This is a genomic window from Porphyromonas sp. oral taxon 278 str. W7784, from assembly GCF_000467855.2.
GTDB lineage: Bacteria > Bacteroidota > Bacteroidia > Bacteroidales > Porphyromonadaceae > Porphyromonas.
Map to the genome: position 1 here is coordinate 139,391 of NZ_KI259228.1, position 19,413 is coordinate 158,803.

At 57.8% G+C, this 19,413-nt stretch carries 14 protein-coding genes; all 14 read left to right on the top strand.

Translation table 11 applies throughout. The annotated features are described in order from the left end of the window. The first annotated feature begins 191 nt into the window (after positions 1 to 191). The 14 genes from HMPREF1556_RS02960 (at position 192) to HMPREF1556_RS08700 (ending at position 19,316) form a co-directional block, all read left to right on the top strand. Positions 192 to 2,897 (top strand): calcium-translocating P-type ATPase, PMCA-type, encoded by a 2,706-nt coding sequence (locus HMPREF1556_RS02960; protein WP_044125149.1) that lies wholly within the window; start codon positions 192 to 194, stop codon positions 2,895 to 2,897. Then, the gene (locus HMPREF1556_RS02965; protein ID WP_021666752.1) at positions 2,894 to 3,784 is read left to right on the top strand and encodes a metal ABC transporter solute-binding protein, Zn/Mn family; all 891 of its coding nucleotides are present in this window, start codon (positions 2,894 to 2,896) and stop codon (positions 3,782 to 3,784) included. The genes HMPREF1556_RS02960 and HMPREF1556_RS02965 overlap by 4 nt, the downstream gene beginning before the upstream one ends. Before the next feature lie 19 nt (positions 3,785 to 3,803). Beyond that, positions 3,804 to 4,436 carry a metal ABC transporter ATP-binding protein gene (locus HMPREF1556_RS02970; protein ID WP_021666753.1) on the top strand — a complete coding sequence of 211 codons (633 nt, stop codon included), beginning with the start codon at positions 3,804 to 3,806 and terminating at the stop codon, positions 4,434 to 4,436. A gap of 6 nt (positions 4,437 to 4,442) precedes the next feature. Then, on the top strand, positions 4,443 to 5,699 hold the full coding sequence (locus HMPREF1556_RS02975; protein ID WP_021666754.1) for a phosphatase PAP2 family protein: 1,257 nt from the start codon (positions 4,443 to 4,445) through the stop codon (positions 5,697 to 5,699). Positions 5,700 to 5,742: 43 nt separating this feature from the next. After that, complete coding sequence (nhaD, locus tag HMPREF1556_RS02980) at positions 5,743 to 7,134, top strand: sodium:proton antiporter NhaD (RefSeq protein WP_021666755.1); 1,392 nt, start codon at positions 5,743 to 5,745, stop codon at positions 7,132 to 7,134. A 306-nt stretch (positions 7,135 to 7,440) separates the two neighbouring features. Further along, the gene (locus HMPREF1556_RS02985; protein ID WP_021666756.1) at positions 7,441 to 8,361 is read left to right on the top strand and encodes an ABC transporter ATP-binding protein; all 921 of its coding nucleotides are present in this window, start codon (positions 7,441 to 7,443) and stop codon (positions 8,359 to 8,361) included. After that, positions 8,354 to 9,640 carry an ABC transporter permease gene (locus HMPREF1556_RS02990; RefSeq protein WP_021666757.1) on the top strand — a complete coding sequence of 429 codons (1,287 nt, stop codon included), beginning with the start codon at positions 8,354 to 8,356 and terminating at the stop codon, positions 9,638 to 9,640. Before HMPREF1556_RS02985 ends, HMPREF1556_RS02990 begins: the two co-directional genes overlap by 8 nt. Before the next feature lie 18 nt (positions 9,641 to 9,658). Then, positions 9,659 to 10,360, top strand: a complete 702-nt coding sequence (locus HMPREF1556_RS02995) for a precorrin-2 C(20)-methyltransferase (RefSeq protein ID WP_021666758.1) — start codon at positions 9,659 to 9,661, stop codon at positions 10,358 to 10,360. A gap of 265 nt (positions 10,361 to 10,625) precedes the next feature. Next, positions 10,626 to 11,390, top strand: coding sequence for a C40 family peptidase (locus HMPREF1556_RS03000; RefSeq protein ID WP_021666759.1), 765 nt, complete (start codon positions 10,626 to 10,628; stop codon positions 11,388 to 11,390). A 12-nt stretch (positions 11,391 to 11,402) separates the two neighbouring features. Beyond that, positions 11,403 to 13,286, top strand: coding sequence for an ABC-F family ATP-binding cassette domain-containing protein (locus HMPREF1556_RS03005; RefSeq protein ID WP_021666760.1), 1,884 nt, complete (start codon positions 11,403 to 11,405; stop codon positions 13,284 to 13,286). A 59-nt stretch (positions 13,287 to 13,345) separates the two neighbouring features. Then, positions 13,346 to 14,465, top strand: a protein-coding gene (gene prfB, locus HMPREF1556_RS03010; protein WP_157047507.1) for a peptide chain release factor 2 whose coding sequence is annotated in 2 segments (ribosomal slippage) — positions 13,346 to 13,408 and positions 13,410 to 14,465 — 1,119 coding nt in all. Because the reading frame shifts where the segments join, the coding sequence is not laid out codon by codon here. A 131-nt stretch (positions 14,466 to 14,596) separates the two neighbouring features. Continuing rightward, entirely contained in the window at positions 14,597 to 16,399 is a 1,803-nt protein-coding gene (locus HMPREF1556_RS03015; RefSeq protein WP_232299030.1) for a thiol-activated cytolysin family protein, read from the top strand. Positions 16,400 to 16,793: 394 nt separating this feature from the next. Next, entirely contained in the window at positions 16,794 to 18,959 is a 2,166-nt protein-coding gene (locus HMPREF1556_RS03020) for a polyribonucleotide nucleotidyltransferase (protein ID WP_021666763.1), read from the top strand. A 192-nt stretch (positions 18,960 to 19,151) separates the two neighbouring features. Continuing rightward, a complete protein-coding gene (locus HMPREF1556_RS08700) occupies positions 19,152 to 19,316 on the top strand; it encodes a hypothetical protein (protein ID WP_021666764.1) in 165 nt (54 codons plus the stop codon). The last annotated feature ends 97 nt before the right edge of the window (positions 19,317 to 19,413 follow it).

Consider the following 19,413-nt stretch of genomic DNA (forward strand, 5'->3'; position numbering starts at 1 on the left):
ACGGTAGGTCGCAAGGACGACCTACCGTAGGTTTTATTTTGGGGGCTTCGAAGGGCTACTCGAAAGGGGGCAAGAGAGACGCCTCCCAAGGGGTAGGTCAGATTCGGATCTCTTCCCCTATTTTTGCAGGTGAATATCCCCTAGCCTTCCCTCGGGAGAAGGTAACGCTTCGGGGAACTTCATCCCGCCCAATGAGCAAGCATCACACCAAATATCAAGGTCTCACAAGCACCGAGGTCACGGAGAGTCGTCACCAGTATGGCTCCAACGAACTCAGCCCTCGTCCTCGCCCCTCACGCTGGAAGCTCTTCCTCGAGAAGCTCTCCGATCCCATCATCGTGATCCTCATCATCGCCATGGGGCTCTCCCTCCTAGCAGCCAGCTACCAGTACTTCGTGACGCATGAAGACAAGACAGGGGCGGGCTTCTTCGAGCCCATCGGTGTCTTCCTAGCCATCATCCTCTCTACGGGTATCGCCTTCTACTTTGAGCTCAAGAGTGAACGGGAGTTTGCTCTCCTGAGCCAAGTCAGCGAGGAGACGCCCTACAAGGTGCTACGGGATGGAGACATCACCCGTATACCTAAGCGGGAACTTGTCGTAGGAGATATCCTCTTCCTCGAGACAGGCGAAGAGATCCCCGCCGACGCTCAGCTCCTGGAGGCGATAGCACTCAGCGTCGACGAGTCGACCCTCACGGGCGAACCGATGACGACCAAGAGTATCCGCCCCGAAGACCAAGACCCCGAAGCCACCTACCCTACTGACTACATCTGCCGAGGGACGACCATCCTCGAGGGGCACGCTGTCTGCCGTGTCGACCGTGTGGGCGATAGGACGGAGCAGGGGAAGATCTTCGAGGGCATCCAGATAGATAGCTCCGTCGAGACGCCTCTGAATCGTCAGCTCGGACGCCTCTCCCAGCTCATCACCCGAGTGAGCTATGTGCTGGCTCTGCTCATCCTCTTAGGGAGCACGCTCGTCTACGCCCACGAGGGGGGCTTCTCTGCCTCTTGGGATGCGATCCTCTCCTTCTACCTCAGCAAGATCATGCTCGCCGTCACGGTCATCGTCGTGGCAGTACCCGAGGGCCTGCCGATGAGCGTCAGTCTGAGCCTCGCCTACAGCATGCGGAGTATGATGCGGAGCAATAACCTCGTGCGTCGCATGCACGCCTGTGAGACCATGGGCGCCGTCACCGTGATCTGCACCGACAAGACAGGGACGCTCACGGAGAATCGAATGCGTGTCGAGGACTTCTTCTCCGAGGAGGAAGAGGACGGACCTCTAGCGCTCCTCTACGAAGCGATCTCCTCGAATACCACCGCCTTCATCAACGATCAAGACCCACATCATCCCGAGGTGCTGGGCAACCCCACCGAAGGGGCGCTCCTCCTGTGGATCAGCGAACTAGGGATCGACTACCTAGAGCTCCGAGAGGCTACGCCCATCCTCGCTCAGCTCCCCTTCGCCACGGAGCGTAAGTACATGGCTACCATAGTGGCCTCCCGAGAGCGACCAGGCAAGCAGATCCTTTACGTCAAGGGTGCCCCCGAGATCCTCCTTACCCATTGCTCCCTCTCGGACGCTAAGCTGGCTCGCTACCAAGGACAATTCGCCAGCTACCAGAGCCGAGCGATGCGGACGCTTGCCCTGGCCTACCGTGAGCTGGAGGAGGGGGCTGACCTGAGCGACCTGTCCCGCCTCCTAGAGGGCGGGCTTCAGCTCATAGGTATCTTCGGGATCATGGACCCTGTACGTAGGGAAGTGCCCGAAGCCATCGATCTCTGCCAGAGGGCTGGGATCACCGTCAAGATCATCACGGGTGATACCTCGGGGACAGCCAAGGAGATCGCTCGGCAGATCGGACTCTGGGACGAAGACTCTGCGGATGAAGAGATCCTCACGGGAAGCCAGTTCGCATCCCTCTCCGACGAAGAGCTACTGGAGCGTGTGTCCCGACTGAAGATCCTCGCCCGAGCCCGCCCTATGGACAAGGAGCGCCTCGTGCGTCTGCTCCAGCAGCGAGGAGAGGTCGTCGCCGTGACGGGCGATGGTACGAACGATGCCCCCGCCCTCAGTCGTGCCCATGTCGGGCTCTCTATGGGGGATGGCACAGCGGTAGCGAAGGAGGCAAGCGACATCACCATCCTCGACAGCTCCTTCGCTAGTATCGTACGGGCCGTGCTCTGGGGACGCTCGCTGTACCTCAATATCCAGCGCTTCATCCTCTTCCAGATGACGATCAACGTGGTGGCCTGCCTGACGGTACTCCTCGGCGCCTTCGTGGGGAAGGAGTCCCCCCTGACGGTGACACAGATGCTCTGGGTCAATCTGATCATGGACACCTTCGCCTCGCTGGCACTTGCCTCCCTACCGCCCAGTCCCCACCTCATGCAGGAGCCTCCACGGCAGTCCTCCACGGGGATCATCACCCCCGCACTAGGGCGACAGATCCTAGGCGTCGGCCTCGTCTTCGTCGTGGGACTCTTCGGACTGCTGTCCTTCCTCCATAGCTATGACCTCGATGCGATGCGATGGAGCTCCGGCGGCCTACTCTCCCCTAGAGAGCTGTCGGTCTTCTTCACGACCTTCGTCTTCCTCCAGCTGTGGAATATGGGCAATGCCAAAGCCTACCACTCGGGGCGTAGTGCCTTTGCCTCCCTTGCTCGAGCGAAGAACTTCCTCCTGATTTCGGGTGTCATACTCTTGGGGCAGATCGTTATCACTACCTTTGCTTACGATTTTTTCCAGATCGAGCCTCTCCCCCTTAGCTATTGGCTCATCTTACTCTTACTCACGAGTCCTGTGCTCTGGATAGGTGAAGGGCTACGCCTCTTCTCCCGGCTGAGGAAGCCCTCCGCTACAGAGCATCCTACAAGTTTATCGATCGAATGATACTTCGACCCTTAGTACGCTCGCTCAGCTCCGTATTCATACTCGCTAGTCTCCTACTCAGCACAGCTTGCCGAGAGGAGGGAGGACAAGCGGGCACCCTCCCCTTGAGTGCTACGATCGCTCCTGCTACCAGCATGATCGCCTCCATAGGAGATAGCCTCGTCTCGGTGACGACCCTCCTCCCTCAGGGCAATAATCCTGAGAACTATGAGCCTACCCCACAGGCGATGCAAGCCCTTGCTACGAGCCGTGCCTACTTCTATATGGGTGACCTAGGCTTCGAGCGTAGCTGGATCGAGCGTATCCACAGCACCCAGCCTCAGCTCCAGCTCATACGTCTCGACCGAGGACTACAGGCTCATGCGCACAGCCACGCTACAGGCTCCGAGGACGAAGTCCATGATCCCCACTACTGGACGAGTCTCCGTGGGCTTAGGGCGATGGGTAGGGAGATCTACGCTTCACTCATTAAGCTGGACAGCATCCACTCCGACCACTATACAGAGCGCTACGGCCTCCTGCAGGAGCGTCTCACACAGCTGGAGGGGGAGCTCCGAGGGCTACTTAGCGACCTCCCCAGCCGAGCCTTCGTGATCTACCACCCCTCACTGAGCGAATTTGCTGAAGAATGGGGTCTAGAGCAACTCGTCGTCGAGGAGGATGGCAAGGACCCGACACCTCAGCACATCGAGGGGGTCATACGCAGAGCTCGGGAGAGCGGCGTGCGTGTGGTCTTCATCCAGCAAGAGTTCGACTCCAAGCTCATCCAGAGCATCGCCTCGGAGCTCGGAGCAGAGACCATCACCATCAACCCTCTAGATGGCGACTGGGAGAAGCAACTTCTCCTGATCGCTGAGGCTCTACGAGGAGCTTCGAGAGCGCACTAGCACCACCCTCCCCAAGACCATGCTACAGATCATACAGCTACAGAATGCCACCATTGGCTACTCCGACAAGGTCGTCCTCGATCACCTCGACTGGGAGATCCAGCGAGGAGAGCACTGGGCGATCACCGGACCTAATGGCTGTGGGAAGACGACGCTCATGCGGACGCTCCTCAGGCTCATCCCACTACGCTCCGGTGAACTCCGGTGCTATGATGCCGAGGGCAAGCTAACAGAGGGACTCGTGACGAGCTACCTACCGCAGATCAGCCAGATCGATCGTCACTTCCCCATCCACGTCTACGAAGTCATCGACTCGGGGCTACCTGATGCGATGAAGCCAGCTACGAAGCGCTGGGAGCAAGTCCAGCATCTAGCCGAAGCCACAGGTATCAGCCACCTCCTCGGCCAACCCATCGGGCGACTCAGCGGAGGACAGCTCCAGCGCACCCTGCTGGCTCGTGCTCTAGCGTCAGACCCCGAACTGCTGATCCTCGATGAGCCCCTGAGCTTCCTCGACCGATCCTACAAAGAGAGCTTCGAAGAGCTCCTGAGTGCCATCGTCCGTCCCGAGACGACGATCCTCATGGTCACCCATGATCTACAGGCCGGTGACCAAGAGCACTGGCAGGTACTCTCCCTTGGCCACTTTTAAGACCACATGACCCGACTCTACGCCCTCCTCCTCTGTCTCCTCCTCGCTCTCCCCACTACTCTCGTGGGGCAGACGAGAGCAGATACACTCCTCCTCTCGGAGCCCCTCACTCCTGCCAAGCGAGCTGATCGGGCGCTCACCCAAGGGCTCCTCGAAGCCGCTCCCCTCGTCGGGATAGGACTCCTGCAGAACCTACAGAATAGGACGATCCGAGAGCTCCGCTTTGGGTACATACCTCGCTTCAGGAATCACTTCGACGACTACCTACAGTTCGCCCCTCTAGCCGTCCAGATCGGTATGCGTCTCGGAGGGATACAGGGCGTCACCGAGTCCCCCTGGCAGATGCTCACGGCAGACGCAGTAGCCTCCGTCTCGGTGCTAGCGATCACTTCGGCGATCAAGTACACAGCTCGTATCGAGCGCCCCGACGGCTCGTCCCGCAACTCCTTCCCCTCGGGGCATACGACGATGGCCTTTGCCTCCGCTACCCTCCTCAACCTCGAGTACGCCGAGCGCTACCCTTGGCTCCCTGCGGTGAGCTATGGAGCAGCGTCACTAGCGGGTCTAGGGCGTCTCCTCAACAACCGCCACTGGGTCGGCGACGTCGTCACTGGTGCAGGCCTTGGGATCCTCTGCGGTCATCTCGGCTACTGGGTATCAGATCGCCTCTTCGGGAGGACACGCCATGAGGTGCATGCCCATCCCGATGAAGCACCGAGTAGCCTACGCCTGTACATCCCCATCACCCTCAGCACGAGCCGTGTGCGGGGGAGCGATGAGTGGCTCCTCCAGGGACGACACGCAGGGCTCGGGCTCGAATATACACCCCAGGGGTGGCCTCTCCATCTCAAGGGTGCTCTAGCGCTCTCCCTCTACAAGGCGGAGCGAGCAGAGAAGCCCTCCCGCACGAGCCTAGACGAGCGTGCCCTACAGCTAAGCCTCGGTGCTGGACGTGACTTCCAGCTCTGGCAGGGCTTCCACTTGAACGTCTCCGCTCATGGAGCACTCCGCCTCGCTCTTGGGAAGGGCACCCAGAGCTCCTCTCCCGCCACGGAGGCCGAGCTCAGCCTCCCTCACACCTCACTGGGTATGGGTCTAGAGGTCGCCCCCCACTGGCGCTTCACCCGTCACATAGGTCTACGTCTCCCGCTGGGAGCCGATTATTTCCCTGCTCCGTCTCAGGTCACCACCTTCGGAGCTCCTACCTCTAAGCTCAGTCCCATCTCGCTCCACGCAGGGACAGCGCTGGAGATCTACTTATAGACTTCCTGTTATCTACTTTCACCCGTTCTAATCGTACAGCTTTATGTTTTGGTACTATCTCATGCCTGTGATCTTCGTGCTGGGTATCCTGGGGATCGCCTTCGAGGAGCAGATCAAGATCAACAAGACCGCTACGGCCCTGCTGATGTGCGTACTGCTCTGGTCGATCCTGCTCATCGATACGAACCTCGCCCTGGTCACAGAGGGCTTCCAGACGTGGCTCAAAGCCGCTTCGCAGGTCAGCCCCGACAGCCTCGAGCCCTCGGACTATCTAGCCTTCAAGCTCAACCACCATCTGGGGGATGTCTCCAGCACCCTCTTCTTCGTCCTCTGCTCTATGGTGCTCGTCAACACCATCGACAACTATGGGGGCTTCAAGTCGGTAGCCGAAGTGGTGGTGACGGACAATAAGCGCCAGCTCCTGTGGCGTGTAGCCCTAGCCTCGTTCTTCTTCTCTGCCTTCCTTGACAACCTAGCAGCGGCCATCGTCATCATCGCTGTCCTGAGGCGCCTCGTCCCTGACCAGACCGACCGCATGAAGTATGCCTGCCTGAGCGTCATCGCCTGTAATGCAGGGGGCTCCTGGTCACCTATCGGGGACGTCACGACCCTTCTGCTCTGGAACAGTGGTCGCATCACTCCCTACTACCAGATCTTCCACCTGGTCATCCCTGCTTTCTTCAATATGCTTGTGCCGACGCTCCTAGCTCACTTCTTCCTTTTCAAGAAGGGGGCTAAGCTCCGCAAGCCCTCGGATGTCGAGGAAGACGAACTGACAAGCATCCTACCCTGGCATGCTCGCTTCATCGTCCTGGGACTGGGGATTGCTTCGCTGATGCTCGTACCTATCTGGCAGACCTTCTTCGACGTACCCGCCTTCATGGGCGTCATCTTCGGGCTCGTGCTGGTATGGATCTACACCGAACTGATGTTCTCTCAGCACAAGAAGCGCCTGCGTGAAGCTTCGAGCCTGAGGATGACCGAGCTCCTGAACCGCTCCGACCTGACGACGATCTTCTACTTCCTCGGTATCCTGATGTCGGTAGCGGCGCTTATCGAGGGCGGACAGCTCCTACAGGCCGCAGGTCACGTCTCCGCTGCTATACCCAACACGGGGATCTTGGCCCTACTCATCGGTGTACTCTCCTCGATGCTCGACAACGTCGCCCTCGTGGCTGCCGTCCTCGGGATGTACCCGCTGGATACGACGGGAGCACTCACGCCCTTCATCATCAACGGATCCTTCTGGGTCTTCCTCGCCTACTGCGCTGTCACGGGCGGTAGCCTCTTGATCATCGGTTCGGCTACAGGGGTCACGGTGATGGGTCTCGAAGGGATCAGCTTCGGCTACTACCTCAAGCGCTTCAGCCTCCTGGCCCTAGCAGGCTATATCAGCGGAGCGATCGTCTACCAGCTCGTTACCCTCATCTTCTAGAGGGGCACTAAGGCTCATCAGCATCACCGCTCACCTACAGCACACGGGGTCGGCTTCCGATGGGAGCCGACCCCGTGCCTTTCTAGGCTCTAGAGAAGAGATCTAGATGCCCCTCGAGAAGTACCCATTCATGGGTCGCAGGGGTGACCCATGAATGGGTCGCTCCGGTACCCCATGAATGGGTCCCTCGAGCGAGGTATGTATGGGGTGTACTTTTGCCTCGTCTTTTGTGTATCTTTGGGACACACAATTCTATCTACGAGAGCCCCGCAGCTGGGCGCTTCTCCACCTCATCAGACCATCCGTATGGCTTACTTAGAAGTAGACAACGTCACCAAGCGCTACAGCGGTCACACTGCCCTCAGTGGGGTGTCACTACAGGCGCATCAGGGACGCATCTTCGGCCTCCTAGGCCCTAACGGCGCAGGGAAAAGTTCCCTCATCCGCATCATCAATCGTATCACAGCGCCCGACTCGGGGGAGGTACGCCTCGAGGGGCATCCCATCACCGAGCAGGACCTCAGCAATATCGGCTACCTCCCCGAGGAGCGAGGGCTCTACCCCAAGATGATGGTGGGTGAGCAGGCCGTCTACCTTGCCCGCCTGAAGGGGCTAAGCAAGGCGGAGGCCGAGTGCCGAGTACGGCAGTGGTTCGAGCGCCTAGAGATCATGCCCTGGTGGAAGAAGCGTGTCGAAGAGCTCTCCAAAGGGATGCAGCAGAAGGTACAGTTCATCACGACGGTGCTCCACGAACCCAAGCTCCTCATCTTCGACGAACCCTTCAGTGGCTTTGACCCCGTCAATGCCGAACTCCTCAAGCGGGAGATCCTCGAGCTCAAGGCCCAAGGGACGACCCTCATCCTCTCGACGCACAACATGCAGAGCGTCGAGGAGCTCTGTGACGACATCGCCCTCATACATCACTCCCAGGTCGTGCTATCAGGACAGACCGAGGCGATCCGTCGTGCCCACGGGGCGCACACCGCCCGTCTCACGTATGACGGAGCGCTTGACCTCAGCCTCCTCCATGGTCTCGAGATCCTAGAGCACACCGAGCGGGAGCATGGCGGTACCCTACGCCTCCAGCTAGCCCCCGGGGATACACTCTACTCAGTCGTCCACCAGCTCCCCAGCTCGCTCCAGCTCCAGAGCATCGAGCAGGAATACCCCTCGATGCACGACATCTTCCTCCAGACTGTCCAAGATCCTTCGCTCCGCCATGAATAAGCTTCCACTAGTCATACAGCGTGAGTTCCTCACGCGCATCCGTAAGCGTTCCTTCTGGGTCATGACCTTTGCCCTGCCCCTACTGATGATCGGGATCGCTCTCCTACCCATCCTCCTCTCCCAGATCGGAGAGGACAAGCAGCATGTAGCCATCCTCGACCACACGGGGCGCTATGCTGAGCTCTTCCACGACAGCGAAGGCTACAGCTTCGTACGCTCTACCGCTCCTCTGGACTCCCTCAAGAGTCAGGGCATCCAAGAGGAGATCACTGCCGTCCTGGAGATACGTGATGATCTCAGCAAGGATCCCCCGGCCGTGAGCCTCTTCTCCTTCAAGCAACTACCCAAGGGGCTCGAGGCTCATATCAATGACGTCCTCTCCCGCTACCTCACTGAGGAGAAGATACGCTCCTACGACATCCCTCAGCTACAGGAGGCGATACAGCAGAGCCAAGTTCAGCTCCGTGTGCCTACCTACAAGTGGAATGAAGAGGGGGATCTCGACACCTCCTCCAGCGAGATAGCCTCAGGCATCGGGATGCTCCTCACCTTCCTCAGCTATATGTTCATCCTCACCTATGGGGGGATGGTACTACAGGGCGTGCAGGAGGAGAAGAAGAATCGTATCGTCGAGGTCATCGTCTCCTCCGTCCATCCTCGTGATCTGATGATGGGCAAGATCATCGGTATCGGTCTGGCGGGACTCATCCAGATCACGATCTGGTTCGTACTGATCTTCTCAGGAGTACAGATAGCTGAGTCCTTCTTCCTCCCCGAGGGGGCAGGTGCTCAGCTCGTAGGAGGGCCCATGGGTGATCTCAGTATGGTCCAGCTGATCTTCTCCACCCTCCGAGGAGTCGACGTCGTAGAGATCCTCGTCTTCTTCGTCCTCTTCTTCATCGGAGGCTACTTCTTCTTCGCCTCGATCCTATCGGCTATGGGAGCTATGGCCTCCTCCGATGAAGAGATCCAGCAGATGATGCTCCCTCTGGTGCTCCTACTCGTCGTGGCTATGTACGCCGGTATCGGTAGTGCGAGCAATCCCGATGGGACACTTGCCTTCTGGGCGTCGATCATCCCGCTGACCTCTCCCGTGGTGATGATGGTGCGCCTGCCCTTCGACGTACCTCTCTGGCAGGAGCTCCTGAGCCTCATCATCCTCTACCTATCAGCCTTCGCTATCAGCGCCCTTGCTGGCAAGATCTACCGCACGGGGATCCTGATGTACGGCAAGAAGCCTTCCCTCAAGGAGCTCTGGCGATGGTTGAACTACAAGTAATCCCTACTACCCCACCCTATGATCTACTTCGTATCCCTCGGCCCTGGTGATCCTGAGCTCATTACCCTCAAGGCACTACATACGCTCCAGAGAGCCGACTGCATCTATACTCCCGTCCCCACGACGAGCAAGGGACGACATACCTCTAAGGCCGCCGAGATGATGCGCTCTCTCGGCATCCGTGAGGAGCAAATACAGCTCTACGACCTGCCGATGAGTAAGGATCGAGACGGAGCACTCGAGGCTTATACTCTAGTAGCTGATGAAGTCGTCCGTCGCCAAGAGTCCGAACCCGAGGCGCTCCTCGTGATCGTCGCCGAAGGGGACTGTGGCTTCTACTCTTCCTCCGCTTACATAGGCGAACATATCGAGGCACGAGGCTTCACGACGCATCAGCTCTGTGGCGTCCCCGCCTTCATCGCCTGCAATAGTCTCCTGGGGGGACAGCTCGTCCAGCTCGAGGAGCAGTGCACGGTCATCCCTGGGGCTGCTACCGCCGAGGAGTGGAGCCGAGCTTGGCAGAGCCCACACACCATCGTCGTAATGAAGGGCTCCCTCTGTGAGAGCGAGATCAAGGAGGCTATCCAGCGCTACCCCGAGCGAAGGTGGCACTACTTCGAGTTCGTCGGTATGCCGAAGGAGTTCGTCACCTCTGATCCCGAGGAGATCCAGGGTAGGACCTTCCCCTACTTCTCGATCATCATCAGCAAGTGCCGATAGCCCCGGCCTTCCCCACCCCTAGCATCCCCTAGAGCCTCGCCAGATGAGCCTCTAGAGGATGCTTCTATAATGGGGCTAGGGAGGGGGAAAGAGGGTCTATGAGAGCCGATTGTACTATCTTTGTAGGCAGAAGCGTTTTCTGCTTGTAGGTCTTTACCTATAGGGAGTGAGGGAGGACGATACGCCTCAGTGCCCCATCCGCCCCGTCGCTCTAAGGTCCTTCCCACTCGGGGAAGATAGCCTGCCTAACCACAATAGAGACAGGATGAATAGACTCAAGAATTCCTACACTACACTCGCTGTAGTCGCCCTATCTGCCCTCATCAGCCTCCCCCTCGACGCCACGAGACGCTCGTCCGTCGACGCAGGAGTCCTCGCCTCTGAGATACACACCACGACGCAAGACTTCACCACCCTCGAAGTCGACCTCGCTGCCCCAGCGCCAGCACCAGCCCCCAAGACATCTAAACATAAGCGAGCTAGAGTGAAAAGCTCCGGCAAGCATCGTCGTAGCCACTCGGGCTATGCCTCCCGCCGTCGTAGTGGTGGTAGTGGCTACACCTACGAGCGCATGGAGGTCGCAGAGTCGACGCCTTCGCTCATCAAGTCGGTCGTAGACCATGGACAGGAACTCCTCGGCCTACGCTACCGCACCTCAGGCGTAGCTAAGTGGCCCCTGGACTGCTCTGGCTTCGTCAGCTATATCTATTCCCTCGAGGGGATCAAGATACCACGCTCCTCAGGTGGACTCTCCGTCTATGCCGACCGCATCAGTGATCCTCAGCCCGGAGACCTGCTCTTCTTCAAGGGGCGCAATCGTGGGGCTGGCCGTGTCGGTCACGTAGCCCTAGTCATCAGCAACGAGGACGGTAACATCAAGATGATCCACAGCAGTAATAGCCGGGGGATCGTCATCGAAAGTCTCAAGGATAGCCAATACTTCTCCTCTCGCTACCTCGGTGCAGGACGCCTACCCGAAGTGAAGGAACACTGGCAGGACATCCCTACGACGCCTACCTCCCTAGAATAGTCCTCCTACTACATGCTCCAAGTAGATCAGCTCGCCAAGAGCTACGGGGATCGTCTGCTCTTCAGCGACGTCACCTTCGGCATCGAGCGAGGACAGAAGGTCGGGCTCATTGCGCCCAATGGCTCAGGGAAGTCTACCCTACTACGCATCCTCCTCGGTCAGGAAGAGGAGGACAGCGGTAGCGTCACCTATGAGCGAGACATTCGCCGAGCTTACCTCCCCCAGCTCCCCGACCTTCCCGAGGAGGGGACTATATTAGAGGCCTGCTTCAATCGCTTTGATCCCATCGCCCAGCTGACCCTTCAGTGGGAGCAGGCTGTCGAGCAGGGAGACCACGAAGCTATGGAGCGCCTCCTCCCCGAGATGGAGGCACAGGGAGGCTGGTCGTATGAGCAACGTGCTAAGGAGATCCTCGGTGCCCTAGGCCTGCAGGATCACCATCGTCCGATCGCTCGCCTCTCGGGAGGTGAGCGCAAGCGCATTGCTCTAGCAAGCACGCTGATCTCCCAGCCTGATCTACTCTTCCTTGACGAGCCTACCAACCATCTTGACCTCAAGAGTATCGAGTGGCTCGAGGGCTACCTAGCCCGCTCGACGATGGGGCTACTCCTCATCACCCACGACCGCTACTTCCTGGACCGGGTATGCAATGAGATCCTAGAGCTCGACGGAGGGCAGGCCTACCGCTACCGAGGTAATTATGACTATTACCTCGCCAAGCGTCAGGAGCGTCACGAGGCAGAGGACCAAGCACGTGAGCGTGCCCTCAACCTCTATCGCCGTGAACTCGAATGGATGCGCCGTCAGCCTCAAGCCCGAGGGACGAAGGCCCAGTACCGTATCGATGCCTTCCATGAGCTAGAGAAGAAGACCGTAGCCCGCCAGCGTACCGAGCAGGTAGATCTAGGCGGAGCTAAGGGGGGCTACATCGGGAAGAAGATCTTCGAAGCAAAGCACGTCAGCAAGCGCTTTGGCGACAAGGTCATCCTCGAGGACTTCAACTACATCTTCGCCCGACATGACAAGGTCGGGATCATCGGTGAGAATGGTGTCGGGAAGACGACCTTCCTCCGTATGCTCCTCGGTGAAGTAGCTCCCGACAGCGGTACCTTCGATATCGGCACGACGGTACGCTTCGGCTACTACAGCCAGACAGCACCCGACTTCGACCCGAAGAAGCGTGTCATCGACATCGTCCAAGACATAGCAGACGACTTCGTCCTGCCACAGGGCTCTAATGTGGAGCGTATCTCTGCCAGCCAGATCCTCACCCGCTTCCTCTTCCCCCCCGAGCGACAGTACACGCCCGTGGAGAAGCTTAGCGGTGGCGAACTCAGACGGCTCTACCTATGCACGATCTTAGTCACGAGCCCCAACTTCCTCATCCTAGACGAACCGACCAACGACCTCGATATCCTCACCCTACAGGCCCTAGAGGAGTACCTCGGGGAGTTCGCAGGCTGTGTGCTAATCGTCTCACACGACCGCTTCTTCATGGACAAGGTCACCGAGCACCTCTTCTGCTTCGAGGGCGAGGGCAAGGTACGAGACTTCCCCGGTAGCTACACCCTCTATAGAGAGGTGCGAGAGGCCGAGGAGCGGGAGCGTGCCGAGCAAGAGCAGGCTAGGCGCAAGACGAGTGAGCCTGCCCCCACGCCACGCTCCTCGACGAGTCGCCCTGCACGACTCTCCTATGCCGAGAAGAAGGAACTGGAGGGTATCCTCAGCCGTATACCAGAGCTCGAGGAAGAGAAGGCTCGGCTCGAGGAGCGACTCAGCACAGGCGCCCTCTCTCATGAGGCGCTCATCCAGGCCTCCGAGCGTATCGGTCAGCTCATCGATGAGATGGACGAACTGACCCTTCGCCAGCTGGAGCTCGAGGAGAAGGGCAGCTAAGCCCCCTTCCCTCATCCCAATACCAACCATTATTTTCACCCACTCATATACCCGAATATATGATAACGACAGACCAGTTAGGTAGCCTACTGGAGCGCAAGTCTGCGCTGGGGAGGTACCTTTGACGTCGATAGTCGACGTATCCAACTAGAGGAGGAAGAGCTACGTACCGCTGACCCTACCTTCTGGGAAGACCGTGAGCGTGCAGAGGCTCAGATGCGCAAGGTCAAAGACCTGCGTAAGTGGATAGCCTACTACGACGAAGCCGACCGACTCACCGAAGAGGTAGCCCTTGCCCTAGAGTACTTCAAGGAGGGCATCACCAGCGAAGAGGAGGTCGATGAAGCTTATGCCCGTGCCATCACCCTCTTCGAGGAAGTGGAGCTCAAGAACATGCTCCGTGCCGAGGAAGACTCCCTCGGAGCTGTCCTCAAGATCAACGCCGGAGCAGGCGGTACAGAGAGCCAAGACTGGGCCTCGATGCTTGCCCGTATGTATGCACGCTACTGCGACAAGCAGGGCTATAAGACCACCATCACCAACTGGCAAGATGGCGAAGAAGCCGGTATCAAGACCATGACCATGCAGGTCGAAGGTGACCAAGCCTATGGCTTCCTCAAGAGCGAGACCGGAGTACACCGGCTCGTACGTATCTCCCCCTACAATGCCCAGGGCAAGCGCATGACGAGCTTCGCCTCCGTCTTCGTAGTACCTCTGGTAGACGACACCATCGAGGTAGAGGTCAATCCAGCGAATATCAGTTGGGATACCTTCCGCTCCAGCGGTGCCGGTGGGCAGAATGTCAACAAGGTCGAGACCGGTGTGCGTCTTCGCTACAAGTACAAAGATCCCGAGACAGGAGTCGAGGAAGAGATCATCATCGAGAACACCGAGACACGCTCCCAGACCGACAATAGAGAGAACGCTATGCGACTGCTTCGCTCCCAGCTATACGACAAGGAGCTCGAGCGCCGGCGTCGGGCACAGGCCGAAGTCGAAGCAGGCAAGAAGAAGATCGAATGGGGCGCACAGATACGAAGCTATGTCTTCGATGATCGTCGTGTGAAGGACCACCGCACAGGCTACCAGACCTCCAATGTTGGAGCTGTGATGGACGGGGATATCGACGACTTCATCAAGGCCTATCTGATGGAGTTCGCCACCAAGGACGAGGAATAGCTCTCCTCACTCTAAAGCGAGACAACCAAGCAATCATCAGCCCAGCCTCCTTCCCTTAGACTCCCGAGCCTCAGGTGAAGGGTGCTGGACTTCCTATATTATTCATCCACTATACACACGCGCATCGTATGATGAAAAGATCAGCCCTGGCTCTCATCATCCTCTCTGGGATAAGTCTACTGCTCTCCCCCTCCTGCTCCGACAGAGCGACAGGGGGAGGTGGTGGCGGAGAGATCCCTACCCCACCCGAAAAGCCTGACCACCTCAAGGAAGTCGGCCGACTACTCAGCTTCAGCGGAAGCCTTCCTAAAGTCGAACCAGGCCTACGGGTCTTCCCTGGGACCAGAGGCTCATTCGATCCCTTCCGCACGAAGCTCGTTGAGCCCATTGGCATCGTATCGGATGGTACGAACATCTCCTCACGTATTGGCTTCGAACTCTCGGAGTGTCCTCGGGACATTGCTACGCTAGAGCCTTGGATGACCTCGCTCTGGCCTGGATGCCTCGTCGCTGGTCACAGCCTACAGGGCACAGAAGCCCCTAAGACCATCGCCCTAGAGGGCAAGCGTCAGAGTGGCCGTATCAGCCTACAGATCGCCTCTGGGGCCAAGTCCATCGGCCCCGATGGCGAAGGACGCTGGAGCGAGGAAGTAAAGGACATGCAAGCGGCAGAGGTTCAGGAGGCACAGCGCAAGCTCGTGGGGAATTGGCTCATCAGTGGGGCTCCTAGTAGCACGAGCTACTCCATGGAGATCGTCAACTGTGCCGAGGAGGCTCTTGCCCTGAGCGGCCTCGATGTCAAGCGAAGCAAGGAGCAGGTGGTCAACCATCTCGACAAGCGATTCGACTACGACGAAGGGAGTGGTCATGTCCTGGTGAAGGTCTACCAGCACTTCTATGACCTCAACTATGAGACACCTCAGGCGGGCTTCAAGGGCATCCTCAGTTCGGACATTAAGCCCGAAGATATACGCCCTCTCGTCGGACAGAGCACCCCACTCTGCTACATCTCCTCGGTCTCCTACGGACGAGCCTTCTACCTCGTCTATCAGAGCTCAAAGAGCAACTACCAGCTCCTCAGTGCCCTTGCCACCTACTTCAATAGGCTGAAGGAAGGAAAGGAGCTTAGCGCTTCTGATCCTGCCCTCGATCGGGAGGTGATGGTGATCCAGCAGGGAGCCGGTTCGCAGGGCGTAGCGATGTCCTTCATGTCCCCCAGCCAAGTGGCGAGCCTCATCAACTCCGGCCTACGCTCCATAGGGCGAGACAGCGGAGCACCCATCTCCTTCCAGGCGAAGTATCTCTACGACGATGCGCCCGTGTATCTGTCCAACGTCCAGAGCTTCTACTATCACAGAGAGTGGCCGATCCCTAGGATTAGGGAGAATCGCCTCACCCTTCATCTTCGGGACATCACCCTACGGGCCGAGCCTACCGAAGGACGGGTGATCTCAAGCAAAGCTTATGCGAAGCTCCTCGGAGCAAGCCTGACCTTCGAGAGTAGCACGAGTGCTAGTCGCCCCGTAACGAGAGACTTCTTCGAGAAGATGAAGAATCCCCGTTCGCAGGAGAGCCTCAGGGCGACGGCTCGCTTCGCTCCCAACCAGATCATCACCGAGAAGTGCGGAGCTAAGGCGGAGAACACCCTCGATCGGGCCACGCTCAAGATCCAGCTCGAAGTTCGCCCTGAGACCTACAGGGATGGAGTACACTCTGGAGCTACCCCCCAAGTCATCACCCTGATCCGTCGTCTCGTCTACAATCCTAGTGATGATAGCTGGACTGTAGATACTTCGGCTGGGCAATCCTCAGGCACCGAGAGCTCGGGCACCAATGCAGCCCGCTTCATCCAGACGAGTCACACGCTAGAGGGTCTACGGCTCGACATACGGGTGAACTACACGTTCTTCCACGACAACACCTTGCACATCTAGCCCCCGCTAGCCAAGTGCCCCCAATCTACGCTACTTCTGGAGGGGTAAAAAGGACCCTACGGTAGGTCGTCGAAAAAACCTACTGTGGGTCGCATCGACGACCTACGGTAGGTCGCCAAAGCGACCTACCGTAGGTTTTTTTCACCCTTTCCATAGACTTCGTCTCGAGCCAATGGAAGCCCGCCTCTAGAGCGCTTAGATAGAGGGAGATCCGCTCGCCTGCGATTCTTCATTCGACCGAGGCATGGATAGCTAAGTTTGCCTTCCCTCGCTCTCAATCGTGCCGAGCCCGAGCTTTTCCCCCACCTTCATATACCTCGAGCACGGGTAGCTCGTTTAATTTAACTACCTTTGTGCCGATTTTAAAAGGACTTATCAATCAATTAAAGAAGAAATGCTACAGCCAATTAGCAAGACCATCACACTGCCCGATGGAAGAGAGATCGTCATCGAGACAGGCAAGCTTGCCAAGCAAGCCGACGGATCGGTAGAAGTACGCATGGGAAACACCGTCCTTCTGGCCACCGTCTGTGCCGCTAAGGATGCGAACCCTGGGGTAGACTTCATGCCCCTGCAAGTAGAGTATAAGGAGAAGTATGCCTCATTCGGGCGCTTCCCTGGTGGATTCACCCGCCGCGAAGGCAAGGCTTCGGACTATGAGATCCTGACCTGCCGTCTCGTAGACCGTGCTCTACGCCCGCTCTTCCCCGATGACTATCACGCAGAGGTCTTCGTCAACGTCCTGCTCTTCTCGACGGACGGTGTCGATATGCCCGACGCTCTAGCGGGTCTTGCTGCTTCGGCTGCTCTGGCTGTCTCAGATATCCCCTTCAACGGACCTATCAGCGAAGTGCGTGTAGCACGTGTCGACGGTGAGTTCGTCATCAATCCTACCTTCGAGCAGCTCAAGAGAGCCGACATCGAACTGATGGTAGGTGCTACCCTCGACAACATCATGATGGTCGAAGGTGAAATGCAGGAAGTGCAGGAAGCAGAGATGCTCGAAGCCATCAAGGTAGCGCACGAGGCGATCAAGGTACAGTGCCAGGCTCAGCTCGAGCTCTCTGAGGCTGTCGGCAAGCTCGTCAAGCGCACCTATTGCCACGAAGAGAATGACGAAGACCTTCGCAAGGACGTACACGAAGCCTGCTACGCTAAGGCTTACGCTGTAGCGACCTCCGGCACGGACAAGCACGCTCGTGCAGAAGCCTTCGAAGCAATCGTCGAAGAGTATAAGGCTAAGTTCACCGAAGAGGAACTAGAGACGAAGGCTCCGCTCATCGCTCGCTACTACCACGATGTAGAGAAGGAAGCTATGCGCCGTGCCATCCTCGACGAAGGTAAGCGCCTCGACGGTCGTAAGACCACGGAGATCCGCCCCATCTGGATCGAAACGGATTACCTACCAGGACCTCACGGCTCCGCTGTCTTCACCCGTGGTGAGACGCAGTCTCTGACGACTGTCACCCTCGGCACCAAGAGCGACGAGAAGCTCGTCGACGACGTCCTGAACTATGGTAAGGAGCGCTTCCTCCTCCACTATAACTTCCCTCCCTTCTCCACCGGTGATGCTCGTCCACAGCGTGGCGTCGGTCGTCGTGAGATCGGTCACGGGAATCTGGCTCACCGTGCCCTCAAGCGCATGCTCCCCGCAGACTACCCTTACGTGATCCGTGTCGTCTCCGATATCCTCGAGTCCAACGGTTCGTCCTCGATGGCTACGGTCTGCGCCGGTACGCTTGCCCTACGTGACGCTGGGGTGCCCATCCAGAAGCCTGTATCAGGTATCGCCATGGGTCTGATCTCCGAAAACAAGGGTACGAACTACGCTATCCTCTCCGACATCCTCGGCGACGAAGACCACCTAGGGGATATGGACTTCAAGGTCACGGGTACCGCTGACGGGATCACCGCTACCCAGATGGACATCAAGGTAGATGGTCTTAGCTATGAGATCCTAGAGCGTGCACTTGCTCAGGCTCGTGAGGGTCGTCTGCACATCCTCGGTAAGATCCTCGAGGCTCAGCCCGAGACTCGTGATGACCTCAAGCCACACGCTCCACGTATCGTCACCCTACGTATCGGTAAGGAATTCATCGGTGCTGTCATCGGCCCTGGTGGTAAGATCATCCAGGGTATGCAGGAGAAGAGCGGTGCCTCCATCAGCATTGACGAAGTCGATGGTATGGGCGTCGTCGAGATCAGCGCTTCGAACAAGGAAGCTATCGACACAGCTGTCGGCCTGATCAAGGGTATCGTAGCTATGCCTGAAGTAGGAGAAGTCTATCAGGGTAAGATCTCCTCGGTCATGCCTTACGGTTGCTTCGTAGAATTCCTCCCAGGCAAGGATGGTCTCCTTCACATCTCTGAGATCGACTGGAAGCGCTACGAGAAGATCGAAGATACCGACCTGCAGGAAGGTCAGGAGATCGAAGTCAAGCTCATCGACATCGATCAGAAGACGGGTAAGTTTAAGCTCAGCCGCCGTGCTCTCCTTCCTAAGCCCGAGGGCTACAAGGAACCCGAGCGCCGTCCACGTCCCGAGCGTCGTCCCCGCTAACCATCCTACCCCGTGAGAGAGGGCTAAAGTCCTCCTCTCTACGCTAAGTCAAAGAAAAGCTCCTGAAGTCTCCGCACTCATCTATCTTGAGGAGTATTCAGGAGCTTTTCACGTAGCGTTTCGTCATGTACGGAATTATTACGTACTTTGCATACAGAGAACATACACATAAACATAGTACTTAGAGACATTATGAAGCAGTATATCGGTGTCATCGTGATGCTTATCGGAGCTCTTCTTCAGCTCTTCACTTACTTTACTGATCAGGTAGAGCAGGCTAATACCTACCTAGGCACAGGGCTTGTACTTGTGATCGTCGGCTACATCATCCACATCGTGATCAGTAAGAAGAGCTAGTAGATCTGCTCTTAGAAGCACACAGCAGCTAGCGAGGGCTATCCAGCGTCAAGGTCTGGATAGCTCTCGCTCTTTGTATCCGTAGGTTAGTTAGGAT

Excerpts from the sequence above, each read along its gene's own strand:
- HMPREF1556_RS02985 (WP_021666756.1), top strand. The coding sequence starts at position 7,441 with ATGGCTTACTTAGAAGTAGACAACGTCACCAAGCGCTACAGCGGTCAC.
- HMPREF1556_RS02975 (WP_021666754.1), top strand. The coding sequence starts at position 4,443 with ATGACCCGACTCTACGCCCTCCTCCTCTGTCTCCTCCTCGCTCTCCCC.
- HMPREF1556_RS03005 (WP_021666760.1), top strand. The coding sequence starts at position 11,403 with ATGCTCCAAGTAGATCAGCTCGCCAAGAGCTACGGGGATCGTCTGCTC.
- HMPREF1556_RS02995 (WP_021666758.1), top strand. The coding sequence starts at position 9,659 with ATGATCTACTTCGTATCCCTCGGCCCTGGTGATCCTGAGCTCATTACC.
- nhaD (WP_021666755.1), top strand. The coding sequence starts at position 5,743 with ATGTTTTGGTACTATCTCATGCCTGTGATCTTCGTGCTGGGTATCCTG.
- HMPREF1556_RS02965 (WP_021666752.1), top strand. The coding sequence starts at position 2,894 with ATGATACTTCGACCCTTAGTACGCTCGCTCAGCTCCGTATTCATACTC.
- HMPREF1556_RS03020 (WP_021666763.1), top strand. The coding sequence starts at position 16,794 with ATGCTACAGCCAATTAGCAAGACCATCACACTGCCCGATGGAAGAGAG.
- HMPREF1556_RS02990 (WP_021666757.1), top strand. The coding sequence starts at position 8,354 with ATGAATAAGCTTCCACTAGTCATACAGCGTGAGTTCCTCACGCGCATC.
- HMPREF1556_RS08700 (WP_021666764.1), top strand. The coding sequence starts at position 19,152 with ATGAAGCAGTATATCGGTGTCATCGTGATGCTTATCGGAGCTCTTCTT.
- HMPREF1556_RS03000 (WP_021666759.1), top strand. The coding sequence starts at position 10,626 with ATGAATAGACTCAAGAATTCCTACACTACACTCGCTGTAGTCGCCCTA.
- HMPREF1556_RS03015 (WP_232299030.1), top strand. The coding sequence starts at position 14,597 with ATGAAAAGATCAGCCCTGGCTCTCATCATCCTCTCTGGGATAAGTCTA.
- HMPREF1556_RS02970 (WP_021666753.1), top strand. The coding sequence starts at position 3,804 with ATGCTACAGATCATACAGCTACAGAATGCCACCATTGGCTACTCCGAC.
- HMPREF1556_RS02960 (WP_044125149.1), top strand. The coding sequence starts at position 192 with ATGAGCAAGCATCACACCAAATATCAAGGTCTCACAAGCACCGAGGTC.